The sequence below is a fragment of the Chitinibacter sp. GC72 genome, assembly GCF_009760905.1.
GTDB lineage: Bacteria > Pseudomonadota > Gammaproteobacteria > Burkholderiales > Chitinibacteraceae > Chitinibacter.
On record NZ_VIRW01000006.1, the window covers coordinates 61,746 to 81,884 of the forward strand.

Annotated in this window: 18 protein-coding genes; 5 read left to right on the forward strand and 13 right to left on the reverse strand. The window is 54.7% G+C overall.

All coding sequences use genetic code 11. The features are described from left to right. Positions 1–59 precede the first annotated feature (59 nt). Positions 60–1,463 carry a PhoH family protein gene (locus FLS37_RS07545; protein ID WP_157669255.1) on the reverse strand — a complete coding sequence of 468 codons (1,404 nt, stop codon included), beginning with the start codon at positions 1,461–1,463 and terminating at the stop codon, positions 60–62. Positions 1,464–1,519: 56 nt separating this feature from the next. Continuing rightward, on the reverse strand, positions 1,520–1,978 hold the full coding sequence (locus tag FLS37_RS07550) for a peroxiredoxin (RefSeq protein WP_157669256.1): 459 nt from the start codon (positions 1,976–1,978) through the stop codon (positions 1,520–1,522). A 154-nt stretch (positions 1,979–2,132) separates the two neighbouring features. Here FLS37_RS07550 and dcd point away from each other — a divergent pair, with 154 nt between their 5' ends. Next, positions 2,133–2,708: a dCTP deaminase gene (gene dcd, locus FLS37_RS07555; RefSeq protein ID WP_157669257.1), complete on the forward strand. Its 576-nt coding sequence runs from the start codon at positions 2,133–2,135 to the stop codon at positions 2,706–2,708. Positions 2,709–2,770: 62 nt separating this feature from the next. Here dcd and FLS37_RS07560 read toward each other — a convergent pair whose 3' ends face one another. Genes FLS37_RS07560 through FLS37_RS07570 form a run of 3 tightly spaced genes read right to left on the reverse strand, consistent with a single transcriptional unit; the run spans position 2,771 to position 6,302 of the window. Beyond that, positions 2,771–4,348: an aldehyde dehydrogenase family protein gene (locus FLS37_RS07560; RefSeq protein ID WP_157669258.1), complete on the reverse strand. Its 1,578-nt coding sequence runs from the start codon at positions 4,346–4,348 to the stop codon at positions 2,771–2,773. Further along, entirely contained in the window at positions 4,345–5,499 is a 1,155-nt protein-coding gene (locus tag FLS37_RS07565; protein WP_157669259.1) for a saccharopine dehydrogenase family protein, read from the reverse strand. The genes FLS37_RS07560 and FLS37_RS07565 overlap by 4 nt, the downstream gene beginning before the upstream one ends. Next, positions 5,496–6,302 (reverse strand): DUF1338 domain-containing protein, encoded by an 807-nt coding sequence (locus tag FLS37_RS07570; protein WP_157669260.1) that lies wholly within the window; start codon positions 6,300–6,302, stop codon positions 5,496–5,498. The genes FLS37_RS07565 and FLS37_RS07570 overlap by 4 nt, the downstream gene beginning before the upstream one ends. A 242-nt stretch (positions 6,303–6,544) precedes the next feature. On the opposite strand from FLS37_RS07570, the gene FLS37_RS07575 reads away from it, so the two are divergent. Beyond that, complete coding sequence (locus FLS37_RS07575; RefSeq protein ID WP_157669261.1) at positions 6,545–8,455, forward strand: MFS transporter; 1,911 nt, start codon at positions 6,545–6,547, stop codon at positions 8,453–8,455. Positions 8,456–8,509: 54 nt separating this feature from the next. Here FLS37_RS07575 and FLS37_RS07580 read toward each other — a convergent pair whose 3' ends face one another. The 6 genes from FLS37_RS07580 to FLS37_RS07605 all read right to left on the reverse strand — a co-directional run bounded on the left by FLS37_RS07580 (position 8,510) and on the right by FLS37_RS07605 (position 14,112). Beyond that, complete coding sequence (locus FLS37_RS07580; RefSeq protein WP_157669262.1) at positions 8,510–8,944, reverse strand: DUF4124 domain-containing protein; 435 nt, start codon at positions 8,942–8,944, stop codon at positions 8,510–8,512. Between the two features lie 117 nt (positions 8,945–9,061). Beyond that, positions 9,062–10,066, reverse strand: coding sequence for an ADP-glyceromanno-heptose 6-epimerase (gene rfaD, locus FLS37_RS07585; protein ID WP_157669263.1), 1,005 nt, complete (start codon positions 10,064–10,066; stop codon positions 9,062–9,064). A 118-nt stretch (positions 10,067–10,184) separates the two neighbouring features. Continuing rightward, positions 10,185–11,966 (reverse strand): glycoside hydrolase family 9 protein, encoded by a 1,782-nt coding sequence (locus FLS37_RS07590; protein WP_157669368.1) that lies wholly within the window; start codon positions 11,964–11,966, stop codon positions 10,185–10,187. Positions 11,967–12,017: 51 nt separating this feature from the next. Further along, complete coding sequence (locus tag FLS37_RS07595; protein WP_157669264.1) at positions 12,018–12,905, reverse strand: ROK family protein; 888 nt, start codon at positions 12,903–12,905, stop codon at positions 12,018–12,020. A gap of 8 nt (positions 12,906–12,913) precedes the next feature. After that, positions 12,914–13,609, reverse strand: coding sequence for a uracil-DNA glycosylase (gene ung / locus FLS37_RS07600; RefSeq protein WP_157669265.1), 696 nt, complete (start codon positions 13,607–13,609; stop codon positions 12,914–12,916). Next, entirely contained in the window at positions 13,606–14,112 is a 507-nt protein-coding gene (locus tag FLS37_RS07605; RefSeq protein WP_157669266.1) for a hypothetical protein, read from the reverse strand. Before FLS37_RS07605 ends, ung begins: the two co-directional genes overlap by 4 nt. A gap of 116 nt (positions 14,113–14,228) precedes the next feature. On the opposite strand from FLS37_RS07605, the gene FLS37_RS07610 reads away from it, so the two are divergent. Further along, positions 14,229–15,068, forward strand: a complete 840-nt coding sequence (locus FLS37_RS07610; RefSeq protein ID WP_157669267.1) for a carbonic anhydrase — start codon at positions 14,229–14,231, stop codon at positions 15,066–15,068. A gap of 60 nt (positions 15,069–15,128) precedes the next feature. Here FLS37_RS07610 and FLS37_RS17140 read toward each other — a convergent pair whose 3' ends face one another. Continuing rightward, positions 15,129–17,696 (reverse strand): methyl-accepting chemotaxis protein, encoded by a 2,568-nt coding sequence (locus FLS37_RS17140; RefSeq protein WP_198314531.1) that lies wholly within the window; start codon positions 17,694–17,696, stop codon positions 15,129–15,131. Between the two features lie 370 nt (positions 17,697–18,066). Between FLS37_RS17140 and FLS37_RS07620 the strand changes: the two genes are divergently transcribed. Together FLS37_RS07620 and FLS37_RS07625 are read left to right on the forward strand one after the other, a co-directional pair. Next, the gene (locus FLS37_RS07620; RefSeq protein ID WP_198314532.1) at positions 18,067–18,459 is read left to right on the forward strand and encodes a YbaN family protein; all 393 of its coding nucleotides are present in this window, start codon (positions 18,067–18,069) and stop codon (positions 18,457–18,459) included. Positions 18,460–18,567: 108 nt separating this feature from the next. Further along, positions 18,568–19,689: an HPP family protein gene (locus FLS37_RS07625; protein ID WP_157669269.1), complete on the forward strand. Its 1,122-nt coding sequence runs from the start codon at positions 18,568–18,570 to the stop codon at positions 19,687–19,689. Between the two features lie 103 nt (positions 19,690–19,792). On the opposite strand, the gene FLS37_RS07630 is transcribed toward FLS37_RS07625, so the two are convergent. Beyond that, positions 19,793–20,119: a DUF2249 domain-containing protein gene (locus FLS37_RS07630; protein WP_157669270.1), complete on the reverse strand. Its 327-nt coding sequence runs from the start codon at positions 20,117–20,119 to the stop codon at positions 19,793–19,795. Positions 20,120–20,139: the final 20 nt, after the last annotated feature.

The window sequence follows — 20,139 nt, forward strand, 5'->3', positions numbered from 1 at the left end:
TAGCGCGGTTAAAAGTAGCAGCGACAGACACCAGATTTCAGAGTTGCAGCTTTTCAGAGTTACAACACTTCAGCCGCGTAATCAGCCAGACGCGAGCGCTCGCCGCGCGTGAGCGTAATATGCCCGGAGTGATCCCAACCTTTGAAGCGATCGACCACATAAGTCAAACCTGACGAGCCTTCGGTCAGATACGGCGTATCGATCTGGCTGATATTACCTAGGCAGACGACTTTGGTGCCGGGCCCGGCGCGGGTAATCAGCGTTTTCATCTGTTTTGACGTCAGGTTTTGTGCCTCGTCGATAATCAGAAACTTATTCAAAAAAGTTCTGCCGCGCATGAAGTTGAGCGATTTGACCTTGATCCGGCTGCGGATTAGATCGCGCGTCGCCGCCCGGCCCCAATCGCCCGCTTCAGCATCGGTTTGATTGAGCACATCGAGATTATCTTCCAGCGCCCCCATCCACGGCAGCATCTTTTCTTCCTCCGTGCCCGGCAGGAAACCAATGTCTTCACCCACCGGCACCGTGACGCGCGTCATAATAATTTCGGTGTAGATTTTCGATTCCAGCGTCTGTGCCAGACACGCCGCCAGCGTGAGCAGCGTTTTGCCGGTACCGGCCTGCCCCAGCAGGGAGACAAAATCAACATCTGGATTCATCAGCAGATTAAGCGCAAAATTCTGCTCGCGGTTGCGGGCGGTAATGCCCCAGATGGCGTTTTTGTGATGGCTGTAATCTTTCAGGCTTTCAATCACCGCCGATTTGCCATCTATGCTGAGCACCCGCGCCTGCAGCGGTGTATCGCCAGTTTGGTACAGCATTTGATTGACATATAGCTCGGCGACATCCGGCCCCTTGATGCGCCAGTAGCTGCGCCCGCCCTCCTGCCAACTCTCCAGATCCTTGCTATTGCGCTCCCAGAATTTCTGATCGATCTCGCGCATGCCGTTGTACAAGAGATCAGTGTCTTCCAGCACCTTGTCGTTGAAATAATCTTCGGCCGCCAAGCCCAGCGTGCGCGCCTTGATGCGCATATTGATGTCTTTGGAAACCAGAATCACTTCGCGCTTGGGTTGCATCGCCTGCAGATGATGGACGACGCCCAGAATCTGGTTATCGGCCTTGCCCATCGGTAATTGTGACGGCAAGACGCTAGTTATCGCCTCGGTTTGCAGGAAAAGCCGCCCGGTTGCCTGCCCCTTGCTGGCTGCTTCGAGCGAAACACCGTCATAGAGATTGTGCTCCATTCCGGCGACCAGCTCTTCCATAAAACGGCTGGCTTGCCGCGCATTACGGGCAACTTCGGTCATGCCCTTTTTGTTGGAATCGAGCTCTTCGAGCGTCATCATCGGCACAAATAAATCGTGCTCCTGAAAACGATACAACGAGGTAGGGTCATGCATCAGAACATTGGTATCAAGTACGAATAGTTTGCTGACTTTCTGTGCTTTTTTGGCAGCCATGATGCGTTCCTCCACTTGATTGAACAACAAAAAAGCGGCTCAATGGCCGCTGATATTTACTGCAAACTCTCAACAAAGCCGAGCACTTCGGCTACATGATTCGGCACTTTTACGCCGCGCCATTCACGGAGTATCTCTCCAGACTTATTGATCACAAAGGTACTGCGCTCGATACCCCTCACTTGCTTGCCATACATGTTTTTCAGCTTCATCACGCCGAATGCTTCGCAGGCGGTTTCTTCAGGGTCGGAAATCAGCTCGAACTCCAGCCCCAATTTGGCTTTGAAGTTTTCATGACTTTTCATGCTGTCGCGGGAAACACCAAATACCGAAGCGCCTGCGGCTAAAAATCGCGCGTGCTGGTCACGAAAATCGGCAGATTCCGTTGTGCAGCCCGGCGTATTGTCTTTAGGGTAAAAATAAATCACTGCATAGGGCGTGGCCAGTTGGGATAAATCGAAATGGCCAGCGTTGGTGGTGGGTTGTTGAAGTGCCGTACAAAGGGCAGAGCTCATGAATTCTCCATAGTCTTACAGCGTGTATGCCTTGCTTTATTGTCGGCAATTGTGAACGGCGAATCAAGCTGCAATCCGTCCACAGCAACTCTCTTTAGCCTGAACACGCTTTGCGAGTACAATACGGGCAAAATATTTACAGGCGTGTGACAGCATGAGCATTAAGTCAGATAAGTGGATTCGCCGCATGGCGCAAGAGCACGGCATGATCGAGCCGTTTATTCCCGGTCAGGTCAAGGAAGTGAATGGCGAGCGCATTGTGTCTTACGGCACGTCCAGCTATGGCTACGACATCCGCTGCGCTGATGAATTCAAAGTATTTACCAATCTGAATTCAACCATCGTTGACCCGAAAAATTTTGACGAAAACAGCTTTGTGAATGTATCCGGCAAGGGCTATTGCATTATCCCGCCCAACTCGTTTGCACTGGCGCGCACGGTGGAATATTTCCGCATCCCGCGCAATGCGCTGACTGTTTGCCTGGGTAAGTCAACGTACGCGCGCTGCGGCATTATCGTCAATGTGACGCCATTCGAGCCGGAATGGGAAGGCTATGTCACGCTGGAGTTTTCCAACACCACGCCGCTACCGGCCAAAATTTACGCTAATGAAGGCGTGGCGCAAGTGCTATTTTTTGAAGCCGATCAGGACGACATCTGCGAAACCAGCTACCGCGATCGCGGCGGCAAGTATCAGGGCCAACATGGCGTAACGCTGCCTAAGACCTGACTCTCAAAACCAGGGGTATATTGCTGCAGGTTAATTAAAAATTACCTTCCAGTGATATACCCCTAATCAATCTGACCATCAAGCGAAAAGTTCACGCCCTGCGCCAAGGGCAGGCCCCGCCCGTAGTTAATGGTATTGGTGCTACGGCGCATATAATTTTTCCACGCATCAGAGCCCGACTCCCGCCCACCGCCAGTGGCCTTTTCGCCGCCAAACGCGCCGCCAATCTCGGCTCCGCTGGTACCAGCGTTCACATTGGCCAGCCCGCAATCCGAACCGGCACTACCGATAAATAGCTCGGCCTCGCGCTGATCTCGGGTGAAGATTGCCGAAGACAGACCTTGCGGCACTTCATTATTCAAGGCGATGGCTTCGTCCAATGTGGAATAAGTCAGCACAAACAGGATGGGGGCAAAAGTCTCTTCCATCATCGTCGCGCTCTGTTGCGGCATGCGGATAATGGCGGGCTGCACATAATGGCCCGTGGGGACGCCAACCACAATCTGGCCGCCATACAGCAAGATACCACCATCATGTATTGCCTCAGAGATCTTATTACGCATATTCTGCAGGGCAATACCATCAATAATTGGCCCCACCAGCGTGGCCGGATCGCGCGGATCGCCAATTTTTAACTGCGCATACAGACCGACCAGACGCTGGCACAACTGATCGGCCAGCGACTCGTGCACAATCAGCCGCCGCAAGCTGGTGCAACGCTGGCCGCAAGTACCGATCGCCGAAAACACAATCGCGGGCAGCGCCTGTGCCAGATCTGCGCTTGGCGTCACAATCAGAGCATTATTCCCGCCCAGCTCGAGCAGGCTGCGGCCAAAACGCGCCGCTACTTGCTGCGCCACGGCACGCCCCATCCGACACGATCCTGTAGCGGAGAGCAAGGCAATCGCTGGATGCTGCGTCAGACTTTGCCCCAGAGCGGCATCGCCCTGCACGACGGAGACCAGAGCGGCTGGCGCGCCTTGCTCCTGCAGGACTGTCGCGACAATCCGGGTACACGCCAGTGCACACAGCGGGGTTTTCTCTGATGGTTTCCAGACCACAGCATTGCCGCAAACCAGCGCCAGCATCGCATTCCACGCCCAGACGGCCACCGGAAAATTGAACGCCGTAATCACACCCACCACGCCTAGCGGATGCCATTGTTCGATTAGCCGGTGCTCGGCACGCTCGCTGGCGATCACCAAGCCATAGAGCTGGCGCGATTGCCCCAGCGCCAGATCACACAGATCGATCCACTCCTGCACCTCGCCCAGCGCTTCGGATTCAATTTTCCCGGCTTCAAGCACAATCAGCCGCGCCAGAGCAGTTTTATGCTGGCTGACCCGCTCGGCAATCGCCTTGATCACCAGACCGCGCCGCGGTGCTGGCCAGCTGCGCCACTGCATAAAAGCATCCTGCGCCTCGCTAATCGCCAGCGCTGCATCATCAAGCTCAGCCAGCGCCATTTTGCCGTGCGAGACACCATCAATCGGGCTCGATAGTTCCCAGCTTGCCGTGTGCTGATAGCACGGCGTACCCGCAATGATGGCCGCTGGCCAGAGGCCGGATTTTTGCCACTCAGCAATCTGAAGTGCCTCGCACACAGCAGGCAGGGCATAGCCGGTTTTTCGGGCGCTCATACCGGAATCTCCTCAGCGTAGCGATCAATGGCATAGTGCTGGCCAAAACGGTTGGCCAGGAATTGATCAAGCGCAATCGCATCCTGACTGACAAAACCCTTTGTGGGCAATTGCCCCTGAAAATGCAGATCCAGCGCCGTCGCTGCCGCACTGGCGGTGGAGAGCTGGATCGCACTCCAGGCCTCGCCATGCAGCTGTCGGTGATACACCTTGCGCGCATCGCTGATCTGCCGGTACTGGCCATCGAGATAGCCCGATACCGTAACAAAGACCAGCACAACGTCTTGCAGCGTCAGCGGAATGGCCGCTTCCAGAATCTGCTTTAGCTGCTGCCGATTGGCGGGGCTAGCACCCATCCGCAGCCCATTGATCACAAAATCCATCAAATCGCGATGCCCGATGTAGCGCACCGTTTTGTAATCCATATTGGCCACGCGCCCCAGCCAGGTTTCACACAAGGTGCCCAAACCGCCCGAGGTATTGAAAGCTTCGTACTCCAGCCCATCGAGCGCAAAATGCTCCAGCCCTTCGAGTGCCTGAACGCTAAGCAGCTGACCGTGGCGGATTGCATCACATGGGTTGCAGTATTCGTTAATCAGCCCGTCGGTAGACCAGGTCAGATTGTATTTCAAGGCATTGCTCGGATACTGCGGCAGCGCACCGACGCGCATTTTCACCGTATCGACCTGCTCAAAGCGCTTGGCCATATCATGCGCCAGAATGCCGATAAAACCTGGAGCCAGGCCACATTGCGGCATAAAAATCTGCCCGGCGCGGGCATATTGCGCCAGCTCGCGGACGGTCTGTGTAGTGGCGGTATCTTCGGTCAGATCAAAATAGCTGCACCCAGCTTGCAGCGCAGCCCGGGCAATATCCGGATTTTTATCAAATGCGGTGGCGGCCAGTACGGCGGCCTGCTGTTCCAGATAGGGTAGCAAAGACTCATTGGCACTGATTTGCCGCGTTTCTACCGTCACCTTGCTGTGCAAGGCCTTGAGCGCATCGGCATTGGGATCAAGTACGCGAAGCTGATAGTCGCCACTCAAAGCCAGCAGCTTGGCGATACTGCTGCCAATTTTACCGGCCCCCACAATGGTGACCGGGATGGGGGCTGAATTGGGCGCAGAATTCGCGAGGGTCGGCGCACTCATCTTGCACCCCGCTCGTGCTGCAAGTGGGTTGACTCAAAAATACGGTTGGCGCTGGCCGCCACAAACCCCTGATACAGCTGCCCCGACTCATCGGCAAAACGCTGCGCAAATTCATAGTAACAACCCGGCACCAGCTGGCCGGGCGCATCGGCAAAATCAAATGGCACAGTCTGGGCCAGCGTGGCGGCTTGCATCAGCAGCACGTCTTCGCTACCTTTAATCACGCCGCCTGCAGTATTCATAGGGTATCCGGCTATAGCTATTTTCTGAACTACCTCAGCGAGCGATACCCCAAGGCGGTGCACTGCAATGGTGAAATGATTGGCATGAAAACCATGCAAGACCAGCCAGGCCGCGTATTCACTCTCAGCGGCCAGCGCCTGATATTGCGCCCAGCTGGGTGCTGGCCAGTGGCGACCCGAGTAGAAAAAATCAGCCCCCGTCACACATGGCACCGGCAGCTGTGACAGCAAGGGCGCGACGATTGCCTGTGCCGCCGCCGATAATTGCGCCAGATGCAATTGGCTCAGAAAAATCAGCGGATCATCAGCGCAGGCAGGAATATAACCCCAAGCCGACAAGTGTTTGTCGGGAAACTCGTAATGCGCATCGCGTCGATACCCCAGCTCAAGCAAAGGCTGCTCGAGTACAGTGAGGCAGATAGCCGGATGATCAAAAGTGCGAAAAGCCACATGATCGTTGATGACGTTTTCACCACCAAACAGCTGGCGAATATCGGCGGCCTGCGGTGCCAGCGCCAGATAGTCTGCCCACAGCGCAGCAAAGAATGTGCTCGTTGGCATTGGCTTTCCCCTGTTGCCATCACTTGCTGCCAAGATAGTCAGCAAACACCGTGTGCAGCTGCAACATCCCGACTAGCGGCACAGGGCAAATGGTGTTATCAAGGCAGAGCGGCAAGCAGTCGCACCAGCAAGGCTGGCGTGCAGTGAAGCCGACTAAATAGAAAATTACACGCTGGAAAAATATGCCGAAGAGAGCGCTTTCAATTAGACTTTAGCCACCCAATTAGCGCAGAGCACATCGAATGAGCCAGCCCCAGCATCAGGACAACCAGTTTGATCTATTCCGGCAACGGCGTTTCCTGCCCTTGTTTCTAACCCAGTTTCTGGGCGCGTTTAACGACAATCTGTTTAAAAATGCTTTTCTGGTGCTGGTGACATTTCATGGTCTGGCCATGATGGGCATGAATGCGCAAACGATTGTGAATCTGAGCGCCGGTATTTTCATGCTGCCGTTTTTCCTGTTTTCCGCGCTGGCAGGCCAGCTGGCCGAGAAATACGACAAAGCGGTGCTGGCGCGCTGGATCAAGGCGCTGGAAATCTGGATTATGCTGGCCGCTGGTGCTGGCTTTATCTGGCACAACGCATCATTGCTGATGTTCTGCCTGTTTCTGATGGGCGTTCATTCGGCGCTGTTTGGCCCGCTCAAGTATTCGGTCTTGCCCCAATATCTGAAAGAGCAGGAGCTACTGGGTGGTAATGGCCTGATTGAAATGGGCACTTTTATTGCTATTTTGCTCGGCCAGATTGCTGGCACGATGATTGTCCAATCGGGAGGATCAACTGACCCGGGTAGTACCGGCGAAGCCATGATTGTCTTTGCCTGCGTCGGTGTGGCCATCGCGGGCTACTTCACCAGCCGCGCCATGCCCTCTGCGCCTCCCACCGCGCCAGATTTAAAAATCAACTGGAATATTTTCAGTGAAACGGTTGCAATCGTCCGGCACGTCAAACAGAACAAGACCGTATTCAATTCACTGCTGGGCATTTCCTGGTTCTGGTTTTTTGGCGCCGTTTACCTGACGCAATTTCCGGATTTTGCCAAATCGGTGCTACACGGTAATGCCGATGTCTATACCTTGCTGATGGCGGTTTTCTCGCTGGGCGTGGGGCTGGGCTCGGTATTGTGTGAAAAACTTTCTGGTCGCCAGATCGAACTGGGGCTGGTGCCGTTTGGTTCGATTGGCTTGTCGCTATTTGGCATTGATCTGTATTTTGCCACGGCCAGTTTGCTGCCAACCCAATATACCCTGGAGGGGTTTATCTCGTACTGGGCGCATTGGCGGGTGTTGGGCGATATACTGCTGATTGGTGTTTTTGGTGGCTTTTTTATTGTGCCGCTGTATGCACTGATTCAAACGCGCACCGAGCGCGAATTCACTTCGCGCGCCATTGCGGCCAATAACATCCTTAACTCGCTCTTTATGGTGATTGCCTCGCTGATGAGCATCGCCTTGCTCAGCGCGGGTGTCAGTTTGCGCGAGCTGCTGCTGATCGTCGCCGTGCTCAATATCATCGTTGCGGTGTATATCTACACGCTGATTCCGGAATTCTTGATGCGTTTCTTGATCTGGATGCTCACGCATACGCTGTATCGGGTGCGCAAAACCGGGCTGGAGCACATTCCACAGCAAGGTGCGGCTGTACTGGTGTGCAATCATGTCAGCTATATGGATGCTCTGGTGATTGCCGGATCAATCCGTCGCCCGGTGCGCTTTGTGATGGATTACCAGATCTATAAAATCCCGCTGCTCAATTTCATTTTCCGCACCGCGGGTACGATCCCGATCGGCACAGCCAAAGACCACCCGGAGATCAAGGAAGCGGCCTTTGCTGCCATTGCCGACGCGCTGGCAGCCGGAGATCTGGTGGTCATTTTCCCTGAAGGCCGAATTACACATACTGGCGAGATGAACCGCTTTATGCCCGGCATTGAGCGCATTTTGAAAACATCCCCCGTACCGGTGATCCCGATGGCGCTGCAAGGCTTGTGGGGCAGCTTTTTCAGTCGCAAGGATGGCGCGGCGATGATGAAAATTCCACGGCGGCTATTTGCGCGGATAGGACTGGTGGTCGCTACACCGATTGCGGCCGAGCGGGCTGACCGGCAAGCGCTGGAAGATCAGGTTCGGCTACTGCGCGGCGAGCACAAATGATTTAAATAAATAAAAAGGGTGCTTGAAGAAGCACCCTTTTTATTGATCAGCTATTTATCGACAGTTTTTCTCGATAAACGCCTGTTTTTCGGCTATTTCCTGTTTTTTTCGCTCGGCATCCAGAAACTCCAACTGGCCTTTCTCGTTACGCTCTTTAAACAGTTTTGCATTATTCAGAAAGCTCAGCCTTTTCTGCGCTTGCGAACACGCCGCTTCATCGCGCACGGGTTTGGCGCTAGGTGCTGGTGCGCTTGCCGCTTGGGGCGCAGAGGCTTGCACCGCCGAGGCATCAGCCTTTTTGGGCGCTGCCACGCTGGTCACTGCGGTATCTTTAACATTTACCGTCTTGGCCTTGGCCGCACCAGCAGGCGGGGGCTGATCCGAATAAATGACGCGCCCATTGGCATCGACCCATTTATACACCTGAGCCTGCGCACTCAAGATGGTGCCAAGGCTGGCCGCCAGCAAAAGCCATGTAGTAATACGCATGCGATTAACTCCCAAATTGCGCACTAAGATGCGCCGACATTAACACAGAAAGCTGACAAGGCACGATGAGGTATTTCTCAGCACCTGAGCCCTGAGCGGTGCCGCAAAAATACCGTTCTAGCGCAAACCCAGCAGGCTTTCAACGTAGCGTTTGACGCCCTCTTCAACCGTCAGGAATTTGTCCTGATAACCGGCCTCGCGCAGCAGGGTCAGATCGGCCTCGGTAAAGCACTGATATTTGCCTTTCAAGGCCTCGGGAAACTCGGTGTATTCCAGAATGCCTTGCGCGAGCATTTCGTCAAGCGTGAGCGCCGGCTTGCCCTCGGCAGCGCGGCACGTATTGACGGCGGTAATTGCGATGTCGTTAAACGGCTGCGAGCGGCCAGTGCCAACATTGTAAATGCCACACACTTCGGGATTTTCCAGAAACCACAGATTGACCTTCACAATGTCTTCAACCGAAACGAAATCGCGCGTGTGGCCGCCCGCAGGGTAGCCGTTATATTCGCCGAATAATTTGACTTTGCCGCTAGCCCGATACTGATTGAAATGATGGAAAGCGACCGACGCCATGCGCTCTTTATGCCATTCACGCGAGCCGTAGACGTTGAAATAACGGAAACCGGCCACTTGTGCGGTAATCTCGCCCGCGGCAATGCGCTGACGCAAAACCTGATCGAATAGCAGCTTTGAATAGCCATAAACATTCAGCGGCTGCTCGCAATCGGGCGTTTCGATAAAGCCGTTTTCGCCATTGCCATACGTCGCTGCCGACGAAGCATAGAGAAACTGCACTTCCTCGGCCTGACACCATTCAAACAGGCTCAGCGTGTACTGATAGTTGTTGTCCATCATGTACTTGCCGTTGTGCTCCATCGTGTCCGAGCAAGCGCCCTGATGCAGTACGGCAGTCACCATGCCGTCAAACGTACCGGCGGCAAGTTCTTCGATAAAGTCGTGCTTATCGAGGTAGTGCGCAATTTGCAGATCGGCCAGATTGCGGAATTTATCGCCGCGAGTCAGATTGTCGACTGCAATAATGTCGGTTTCGCCGCGCTCATTGAGCGCCTTGATTATGTTCGAGCCGATAAAACCGGCTGCGCCGGTAACGATGATCGCCATGATTTATCCTTATTGCTAAGTAGCAAGACAAAAGTCCTCACGCATCGTTACTTCGTCTCGACGTACGAGTGTACTGTCTTCGACTTCGTGCCTTGCGTAAGAACGTTTGGATGGTTATTTAAAGAGTTGCTGTTGTTTTAATCCGCGTACATAGGGCGAGGTAAAGCCACGCTGCGTGCGGCATCCACTGCTCGGTCCAGCGCCAGCTATTGGCCATCGTCGCAATCTCGCTTGGGCGGAAATCAATGTCGGTTTCATCGTCCAGTCCGCTGGTAATGCCATTGCAGACGCCGCCCGGCGCATTAAAGAAGCCCGGCTCGTAACGTGGATTATTGCGGCCCCAGCCTTGCAGCATGCAGGCATCAAACGGATTATTCCCCAGCACCCAATCAAGCGCAGATTGCTCATAGCGAGTTAATTGCTGAACAAACTCGGTTTCACCAGAAAACAGCACTTGCGCACGCGCAGCCGCAGCGGCAATCGAGCCCAGCCGGGCATTCTCACCCTGCCACCAGTAGCCTGTACCATTGTCATGCGGAATAAAGAACTGGGTATTACCCTGTACGCCTTGCTGCATAACGTATTGGCGCGGATACCCAAAGGGGTTATTCACTTCAGCAAAGGTAATTCTGAATTCATACTCGTATGCCTTGCGCAGCGCTGCTTTGATTTGCTCAACCAATACGCTGCTTGGGCAAACTTCGATAAAGCGCATCAGCGCGATATACGGCAAGCCCGCTTCTGCGGCGTGGAAGAAGCTGCGCTGGCCTGCATGATCGGCAACAAACCAGCCCTCGGCTTGCTGGCGAGCGAGCAGGCTTTTCACCCGCAGCTCGGCAGCGGCCTGATATTGCGCGTCGCCGCTGGCGGCTAGCAACTCACTGGCGGCGAGCAAAGCACAGTAGTCATCGATGATGTTTTCAACGCCGTCTTCAAGGTAAGCGACGTTATTTTTTTCCAGATCGGCAAAGCCTTTTTTGGCGCCAGCCAGATAGTTTGCGCGGGTAAACTCGCCGTCGCGATTCAGGCTTGACGCGCGCGCCAGCGCTGCAATCGCTGCGCCGCCGCCCTGACGATACGCCGATTGATACGAGGCGTATTTATCGCCCTTATTGGTTTTATATTCGCACAGCGAGCGGCGCGCCGGATCTTTACTCCACTGGTCGAACTGCGTCATATAGAAAAAGCCAGCGTCATCCTGCATGCGCAGCAGGAAATCAGCGCCGTGGCTGGCTTCATCGGTAATGCGCTCGTAAAACCATTTATTAAAAAAGGCGATTTTTTCTGCGTCATCAGGGATTAAATCCAGCTTGATATGGTCTTCAATCCAGACCGGGCGCGCTGGAAATTGCTGCAAACCGTCGATCAGATTCCAGACGACTTGCGGCGTTTGCTGCGGATTCATGTACTGCGCAAAGGATAGATGCGACATGTATTTGGACACATCGCCCGAAGCGTCGTACCAGCCACCGTGGACATCGCGTACTTTGTCCGACTCGACCACCGGCGCAGTCCGATCAGCGGCGTCAAAAATACCGGTGCAGCGCTGGCCTTTGATGTAATGCACAATGTCGGAAATCAGCAACTCGCCCAGAAGATGCGCGGCGATTTTGAATGAGCTCGACACCAGCGGCGGCTGCATCTCGTCAACCGCAATAAAATATTCGCCCACGGTATCGAGCGCAGAAAAATCGGCCTGCCAGTAATGGCGTTTTTTGCCATCATGCGTCCAGTTGGCCACAGTACCCTGCGGGAGTATTGAGCCACGATGCACAGCCAGGCGCGTGCTGGCGTCATATACGGTGAAGGACTTGCCATTCAATACATCAGCAGGCGCATCAATAGTGGCGGCTTTACGGGCACGCGGTTCGAAACCGAGGTGATTCAGAATGATTTTCAAAATTGGCTCACTAGATAATTTCAATCAATAAAACGGCTTGTCCGCACCCGCTTAGCGTACCGCAGCAGGGTAGGTATTGAGCCAGTTTTTCACCGCGCCGATCATGCCGGCATGATTGCCCGCACTAGCGAGTACGATCTGGCTCATGTTTTTAAAATCGGGCAGCAAAACCTTATCAACTGCAGCACTGAGTTCAGCCAGAAACACCGGGCCACGCGCGGTAATTCCACCGCCAATTACCAGTCGCTCCGGATTAAGCGCATAAATCAGATTGGCCAACCCAGTCGCCAGAAAAGCAAACCATTGATCAACAACCTGGCTAATTTGCGCATCACCCTGATCGTACAGGGCAAAAATAGCGCGACCATCAAGCGAGCGGCCAGCATCCAGCACCTGTACCCGGTGCTGCAAGCCGCGCATTGACGCGTAGTCTTCCCAGATCAGGCCATCGACCAGCATATAACCCCATTCACCCGCCGCCGCACGGTGGCCACGATAGATGCGATCATTAATCACAATGCCGCCGCCAATGCCGGTGCCGATGGCAACGGCAATATAGTTTTCCACACCTTGCGCCGCGCCACGCCAGCCCTCGGCAATCGCAACGCAATTGACGTCATTATCAATGGCCACAGGCAATTGCAAGGCAGCTTCCAGCTCGGCTTTAACTTGCGTGCCGGTATAGCCAGCTATCGCTTCGGCTGCGCCGAGTACGACGCCAGTTTTGGCGTCAATCAGCCCAAAGCTGCTGATCGCGATCCCGGCGGGCTGGTAGGCCGCCTTGAGTGGCTCGGCCAGCGCAATCAGCACCTTGAGCAAGCCCGCGCCACCACCCAGCTTGGGGGTGTCGCACAATTCGGCAGACAATACCTGCCCGGCTTCATCCACGATGCCGTATTTGATTTGCGTGCCACCAATATCAAAAGCAATTAGATTCATCTCTTACCTCAAGCCTGCCCGATGATATGAGCGCGAGCCCAGTCAACCGGGGTTTTATTGTGTTCGGCCAGATAGGCATTTGCGGCAGAAAAATGGCCGCAGCCCAGAAAGCCCCGATACGCCGACAAAGGCGATGGATGCGCCGATTTGAGCACGCAATGCTGCGATTCATCAATCAGGGTTGCCCGCTTCTGCGCATGCGCGCCCCATAATACAAAAACAAGATTGCGCTGCGTGTGTGCCAGATGCGCGATGATCGCATTGGTAATCACCTCCCAACCCAGCTTGCCGTGCGAACCGGCACAATCGGCACGCACGGTCAGCGAGGTATTGAGCAATAAAACGCCCTGCTCTGCCCAGCCAGCCAGATTGCCGTGTTGCGGCGGCGTCAGGCCAAAATCGCGCGCCAGCTCCTGCCAGATATTGCGCAAAGACGGCGGAGTTTTCACGCCATGCGGCACAGAAAAAGCCAGCCCGTGCGCTTCGCCTGCGCCGTGATATGGATCTTGCCCCAAAATAACCACTTTCACCTGCGCGGGTGACAAGCTCGCCAAGGCATTAAACCAGCACTCACGCGGCGGGAAAACCTGCTGCTCAGTGATTTCCTGCGCCAGATAGCGCTCCAGACTGGCGATTTTGGGGTGGGATAATGCTTGAGCAAGTGGCGCTTGCCAGTCAGCAGGAATCAATGACGACAAATTCATGGTTGAGTCTGTTTCGCTAATTGAATGGCACGCCGGTGATAACGAAATACCGTTTGTTCAAACTGGTCTTGCAACTGCGGGCTATTGAAGATCAGCTCGGCGATGCACAAAGCACCCTGTTCATCAGGCTGTACCGCACAGATTTTGGCCTCAATACCCAGCACCAGCGGAAAGCGGCTAGAAAACGCCAAGCGAACCAGCCCTTGTTCACCCAGCCGGGGCGCAGTGCGCGCCTGCCAGGCCAGCTGGGACAAACCAACCGTCAGCGCCTGCGCTTCAGGCAGCTGCATAGTCTGGCTTCTGGCCAGCCAGAGCAAGAGTAAATCCTGCCTCGCTTGCGCCAGCTCAATGGATTCGCTGTTTTGCTCAAAATCAGCCAGCACCAGCAAGTAACGAATGGCCTCCCATTCATCACTACCGCAATCATGTACGCCGCCGTCTTGCGCCTGCCAGCAAAAAGGCAAGCTTGCGGAAAAAGCCGGACCTGAGATGGGATTGATCACACGCAAACAGACCTCAATAGTTTTGGGCGATTATATCGTTGAAAAAGTGCTTTCGGGGGTGGATTCAACGAGTAAATACGAAGAGCGAGCCCGAAATAGTTCACAGCACTGATGTTATGACTAAAATGCAGTACCACTTACAGCCGAGCCCAATCATCATGCCAACCTTCCGCCTTGCCACACTACTCTGTAGCAGCGTGTTTTTACTCCCCGGTTTATCACTGGCCAGCAGCGTCAGCCATAGCAAAGCCAAGCATGCCGCGCCGCATGATCCATCTCACTGGAGCTACGAAGGCAGCACAGGTGCAGAACACTGGGGCAATATGAAGCCTGAATTTGCCTTGTGCAAATCGGGCACCCAGCAATCGCCTATCAATATCAATGAAGTGTATTCGCAGCCGCTTGATAAGCTGCAGTTTGATTACCAACCCAGCAAACTGAATATTCAGAACAATGGCCACACGATACAGCTCAATTACGATCCGGGCAGTTTTCTGATGGTGGGCCAAGATAAATATCAATTGCTGCAATTTCACTTTCACACACCGAGCGAAGAGGCCGTGGGTGGCAAGCGTTATCCTATGGTTGCCCATATGGTGCATAGAAATGATGCAGGCCAACTGGCTGTGGTCGCTGTCCTGATCAATCAGGGCAAGAGCGAGCACGCACTGATTCGGCAATTCTGGGCCAAATTGCCTGGAGAACATTATGAAACGCGGATTTTTGACCAGAGCAAATACAGTGCAGCCAACTTGCTGCCGGGCAATCGGGCCTACTGGACATTCATGGGCTCATTGACCACCCCGCCGTGCTCTGAAGGCGTACGCTGGTTTGTTTTAAAGCAGCCCATTCATCTGTCAGCCCAGCAAATCAGCCGCTTCAAACGGGAATTTGCAATGAATGCCCGTCCCTTGCAAGGCTTGTTTGAACGGGCCGTCATCGATAGCGGTCAATAAACCGGCGGGTAGGTCAGCCTAGGTCTGGCCTACCCTTTACCAAGCAATCAGGACGAGCAATTAGAACTCTTCCCAGTGTTCATCCTGAGCCGTATGCCGCGCTAGTGCACCTTGCGAGGATACCGGTACAGGGCGTGATGCCGAAGTTCTCTTGCTTGCAGGAGGCTTCGATTGGCTGATTGACGCAAGGCGAGCGATATGGGGATTGCCAGAAACGGCAGGTCGGGGGCCTTGTAAAGTAATCGACTGGGCGTGGTTTAATTTAAAGACACTGACTGCTTCGGCCAGCAATTGTGCCTGCTCTTCCAGCGACTCGGCAGCGGCAGAAGCTTCTTCCACTAGCGCTGCATTTTGCTGCGTCACTTCGTCCATCTGGATAATCGCCTGATTAACTTGGCCTATACCGGCGCTTTGCTCGGCAGACGCGGCCGAAATTTCGCCGATGATGTCGGTCACGCGCTTGATACTGCTCTCGATCTCGCTCATGGTGCTCCCGGCTTCAGCAACCAGTTTGGCGCCACCTTCAACCTTGGAGACCGAATCGCCAATCAGGTTTTTGATTTCCTTGGCGGCCAGTGCCGAGCGTTGCGCCAGATTTCTAACCTCGGCCGCCACGACCGCAAACCCGCGCCCTTGCTCGCCTGCGCGCGCAGCCTCGACAGCGGCATTGAGCGCCAGAATATTGGTTTGAAAGGCGATACCGTCGATTACGCTGATAATGTCGACAATCTTGCGTGAGGAATCATTAATCGAGCTCATGGTTTCAACCACCTTGCTCACCACCTCGCCACCCTTGGTTGCCACATCAGAAGAAGTACGCGCCAGCTGGCTGGCTACAATGGCATTTTCCGCATTCTGCTTCACGGTACTGGTCAGCTCTTCCATACTGGAAGCGGTTTCTTCAAGGCTGGCCGCCTGCGCTTCCGTCCTGCGTGACAAGTCACTATTTCCGAGTGAAATTTCTTTAGCCGCAGCGTTAATCGACGCGCCGGAAGACTGAATCTCACTCACCAAACGCTGCAGATTTTCCACCGTCGCATTGACGCCTTGCTTGGTTTCGCCAAACAGGCCCGGATAATCCTTGCTGATGCTCTGCGTCAAATCGCCAGCAGCCAGGGCATTGGCAATCCTCATCACATCGCGCAAGCCAGTGTCGGTGACTTCGGAGAGCTGGTTAAGCAGCTCTGACAGACGCCGTGTGTAGCCTTGCTTGTCACTCAAATCGATTTTGCGGCTGAAATCCCCCTGCATGGCAGCGGCTTCGACGACCTGCTCGATTTGCGCCACTACTTTTCGCAAAGCCTCAACCGTTGCATTCACCCCATGACGGGTAGCGCCAAACAAGCCAGGGTATTCTTTGGTTATCGACTGACTCAGATCACCCGCTGCCAGCGCATTGGACACCCGCAAAACGTCGTTAAAGCCCAGATCGCAGGTGGCAATCAACTGGTTCAGATCGTCAATCATGGCTTTGAACATGAACTGATATTTATTGGCATCAGCCCGCGGACTGAAATCACCGCGCGAGCCTGACTCGGCCAGCAGCTTAACGTCGTTGCTAATGGCCAGTAGCGACGCTTTGACCTGATCAATCGCCTCGGTAATCTGGGCTTTATCGCCAGGCAGCCTATCCATATCCGGCTGAAAATTGCCGCGCGCGTACTCGCTAATGACCTGAACGACCTTCATTTTGACGGCGATATGCGCATTGACCAGCTTGTTGATCTGCTCGGCCATCATGGCGAACTGGCCATTAAACTTGCTGGCATCCATCTGCACCTTGATCCAGCCCTGCTCATGCTGATCGGCCATCAATTGCTGCTCGGCAATAAAGGCACGGATGGCATCCTGCATGTGCTTCATCGCGTACATCACGCTGGAGTTGTCCTGCGCCTGCAGCGGAATCTGGTTATCTACACGGCCATTAGCCACTGCCAGCGCCACCGCAGCGGCCTGAGCTGGCTCACCGCCGAGCTGCTTCATCAAGACCCGTACAATCAGCCAAGCGACCAGCACCGACAGCAGTACAGCCACCAAACCCAGTGTCATAATCTGCCATTTGGCCGTTTCACCTACTTTTTCAGTTTCGTCACCCGCCGTGTTCATCGCCTGGGATTGATAGGCAATTAGCTTTTGCAAGGCTTCAACATAAGCCTTGAAGCTTGTAGCCAGATCTGCGGTAATAAATACCCCCGCCTGCTCTTTCTGTCCTGCCCTGATCATATCCAGATACCGCTCTAGATTTTGAACATACATTGCGCGGACCTCGAGGACGCTAGCGATCATGTCTTTTTCTTGCTCATTGCTGGCGTTTTTCTCCAGCTCGGCAAAACCGGCGCTCAATTTAGCGCGGTATTGTGCAACATGATCCAGCTGCTGCTGGACATCACGTTCGTTAGCCATAATCAGCATATTGCGATTGCTAATGGCGACCTGACTCATGGTATTGATCAACTCATAGGTCGTCACCACCTTGGGGTAGCGATCATGCACCAGCTTGTCAACCGTCGTATCGAGTGTATTGAGCCGGTTAATCGACATCAGCCCGATCAGCAGCAGCAATACAATCACCACACCAAAACCCAGCCCCAGCTGGGTTGACACCTTCATAGACCGAGTGCCAGACATTGCACACCTCCAAGATAGCCCGACGAAAAAACCCGCTTCCCCGCGTGCAATGTTTATTGCCGCACGAAAGTTATTTAGGCACATGAATAAGCTCTTTGCTGACAATCAGGTTAATTAATTTGATCCAAGGCATAAAATAGTCATTCCAAGCTGGCAAATAGCGGTGATATGTATCCACGCCTGCAGCCTGGCTGTTAAGAAAAAAACAGCCGTCAAGCACCCAGAATAGAGCCAATGGGTATATGCCCAAACTACAGTTGAATCAATGTCTAAATCAAGATACCCCATGATCACCTGCAAATTCATGCCATCGCCGTGCTGCTTGCGCTATGCTTTAGCCATCACTCATTGTTGGGTACAGGTCATCGCTATGAAACCGATCTATAAAATCCTGTTTACGCTCGGCGGCGTGCTGGCGCTGCTACTAGGTCTGATCGGTATAGTTTTGCCGGGGCTGCCGACGACGCCTTTCATCCTGCTGGCGGCGTATTGCTTTGCCAAAGGCTCGCATCGTCTGCACCAACGCCTGCTCGATCACCCCTGGTGTGGCGCACTGATTCGAGATTGGGAGCAACACCGCAGCCTGCCGCTACGGCTGAAATATCTGGCCATCGGCCTGATGCTGCTGATGTCCGGCCTGTCGATCTGGCAGCTGTCGAGTCAACCACTGGCTCAGGTCTCCATACTGATCGTGGCCTTGATCGGTGCGCTCACCGTGATCCGTATCCCTACCCGCAGCAGGATAGCCGGGCAGAGGCAATAACCCAGCTCACCGCCACGCTTGCACAAACACAAGCGCAGCTACCTACAATGCGCAGCGCAAAAACCGGCAAGCCTTGTAAGATGACGGTTTTATCTTCGGCCCAAGCTGATGTCACCCAAAGCCTTTCTACCCGCCCTACCTCCGACTCACCGCAAGGAATGCCTGCTTGGCGCGCTGGGTGCGGCGCTGGGGCTGATCGGTACCGAGCTGTTGTGCCAATGGCTGCTGGGCGTGCGGCCGCACTGGCTGATTGCCCCGATGGGCGCATCGGCGGTGCTGTTATTTGCCGCCCCCGCCAGCCCACTAGCGCAACCCTGGTCGCTGATCGTCGGCAACACGTTGTCTGCGCTGGTTGGCGTGAGTTGCGCCATGCTGATCGACAATATGGCGCTGGCCTCGGGCGTGGCCGTCATGCTGGCGATAGCCGTGATGCTGCTCACGCGTAGCCTGCACCCGCCCGGCGGCGCAGTGGCCTTGAGCGCCGTTATTGGTGGCCCCGAGATCAGTGCACTGGCTTTTCAGTATGTACTGGCGCCGGTCGCGATCAATTCAGCCCTGCTACTGCTGATTGCACTACTCTATAGCCGGCTGGCCGGGCGACGCTACCCGAATTACACCCCACCGCCAGCACCACACCACACGAGTGATCCGCTGCCCAGTCAGCGGATGGGCATGCGCGAAGAAGACATTGCCTACGCGCTTGAACAGCAGGAACAGTTACTCGATATCAGCCCGCAAGACTTGCAGCACGTCCTGCAGGACGCGCAACGCCACGCCCGGGAACAGAGTCTGAGTGCGCTGCGCTGCGCAGACGTGATGTCCCGCTCCATCGTCAGCATCGGCGTGCAAAGTAGCGGCAGCGAGGCCTGGCACAAGCTTGCTTTTCACCGTGTGCAGGCGCTGCCGGTTGTAGACCGTGCAGAAAAACTGGTCGGGATTGTCACTTTGCATGACCTGATGGTTGACCCGCACACGCAGCAGGCGCGTTCCAGCCAGCAAATCAGCCAGCCTTTGTCCAAACTGATGACCAGCGCAGTGCACACCGCAGCACCCCAGCAGGCCTTGCTCGAACTGGTACCGCTATTTTCCGACGGCGGCGTACACCATCTGCCGGTGGTGGCAGACGGCGAGCTGGTCGGCATGATTACCCAATCGGACATGATTGCCGTGCTGGCTCAATATACAGCCCGTGATACCGCCCGCGATGTCGAAGGTGCGCTGAATCAATAGCGGAATCCGCCCTCCATGCCGCAACGGCGCCCTAGGCGCCGCTGTTGTTTGATCATCAAGCAAGGCTTAGCGCCGATCGGTTCTGCGCGGCTTATTGAGCGTACTACTGGCCGCTGCAGCCACAACCCCCGCTACCGCACCCTTCACCCGTAGCGGGTGCAATTTGTACCGGATGGATGGAAAAATCAATCACCACCGCCTGTGCATCACGCTGCAAATACGTCGCTTTCACTTGCCCCGCGTAGCGTTGCTCGATTTGCGCCAGCAGCGGCAAGGGATCGTGATCGTTCACAAAGCGCATCGTTTCGCCCTCGGAAAGCGATTCGAGCGCGCCAAAAATCGCCGCATGGCGAAAGCGCTTGGCAACGCCACGCGCATCAAAACCATAGACACCATCCAGAGTGACGTGAGAGCTTGCACATGAAGACATACTATTTCCTTTTATTGATG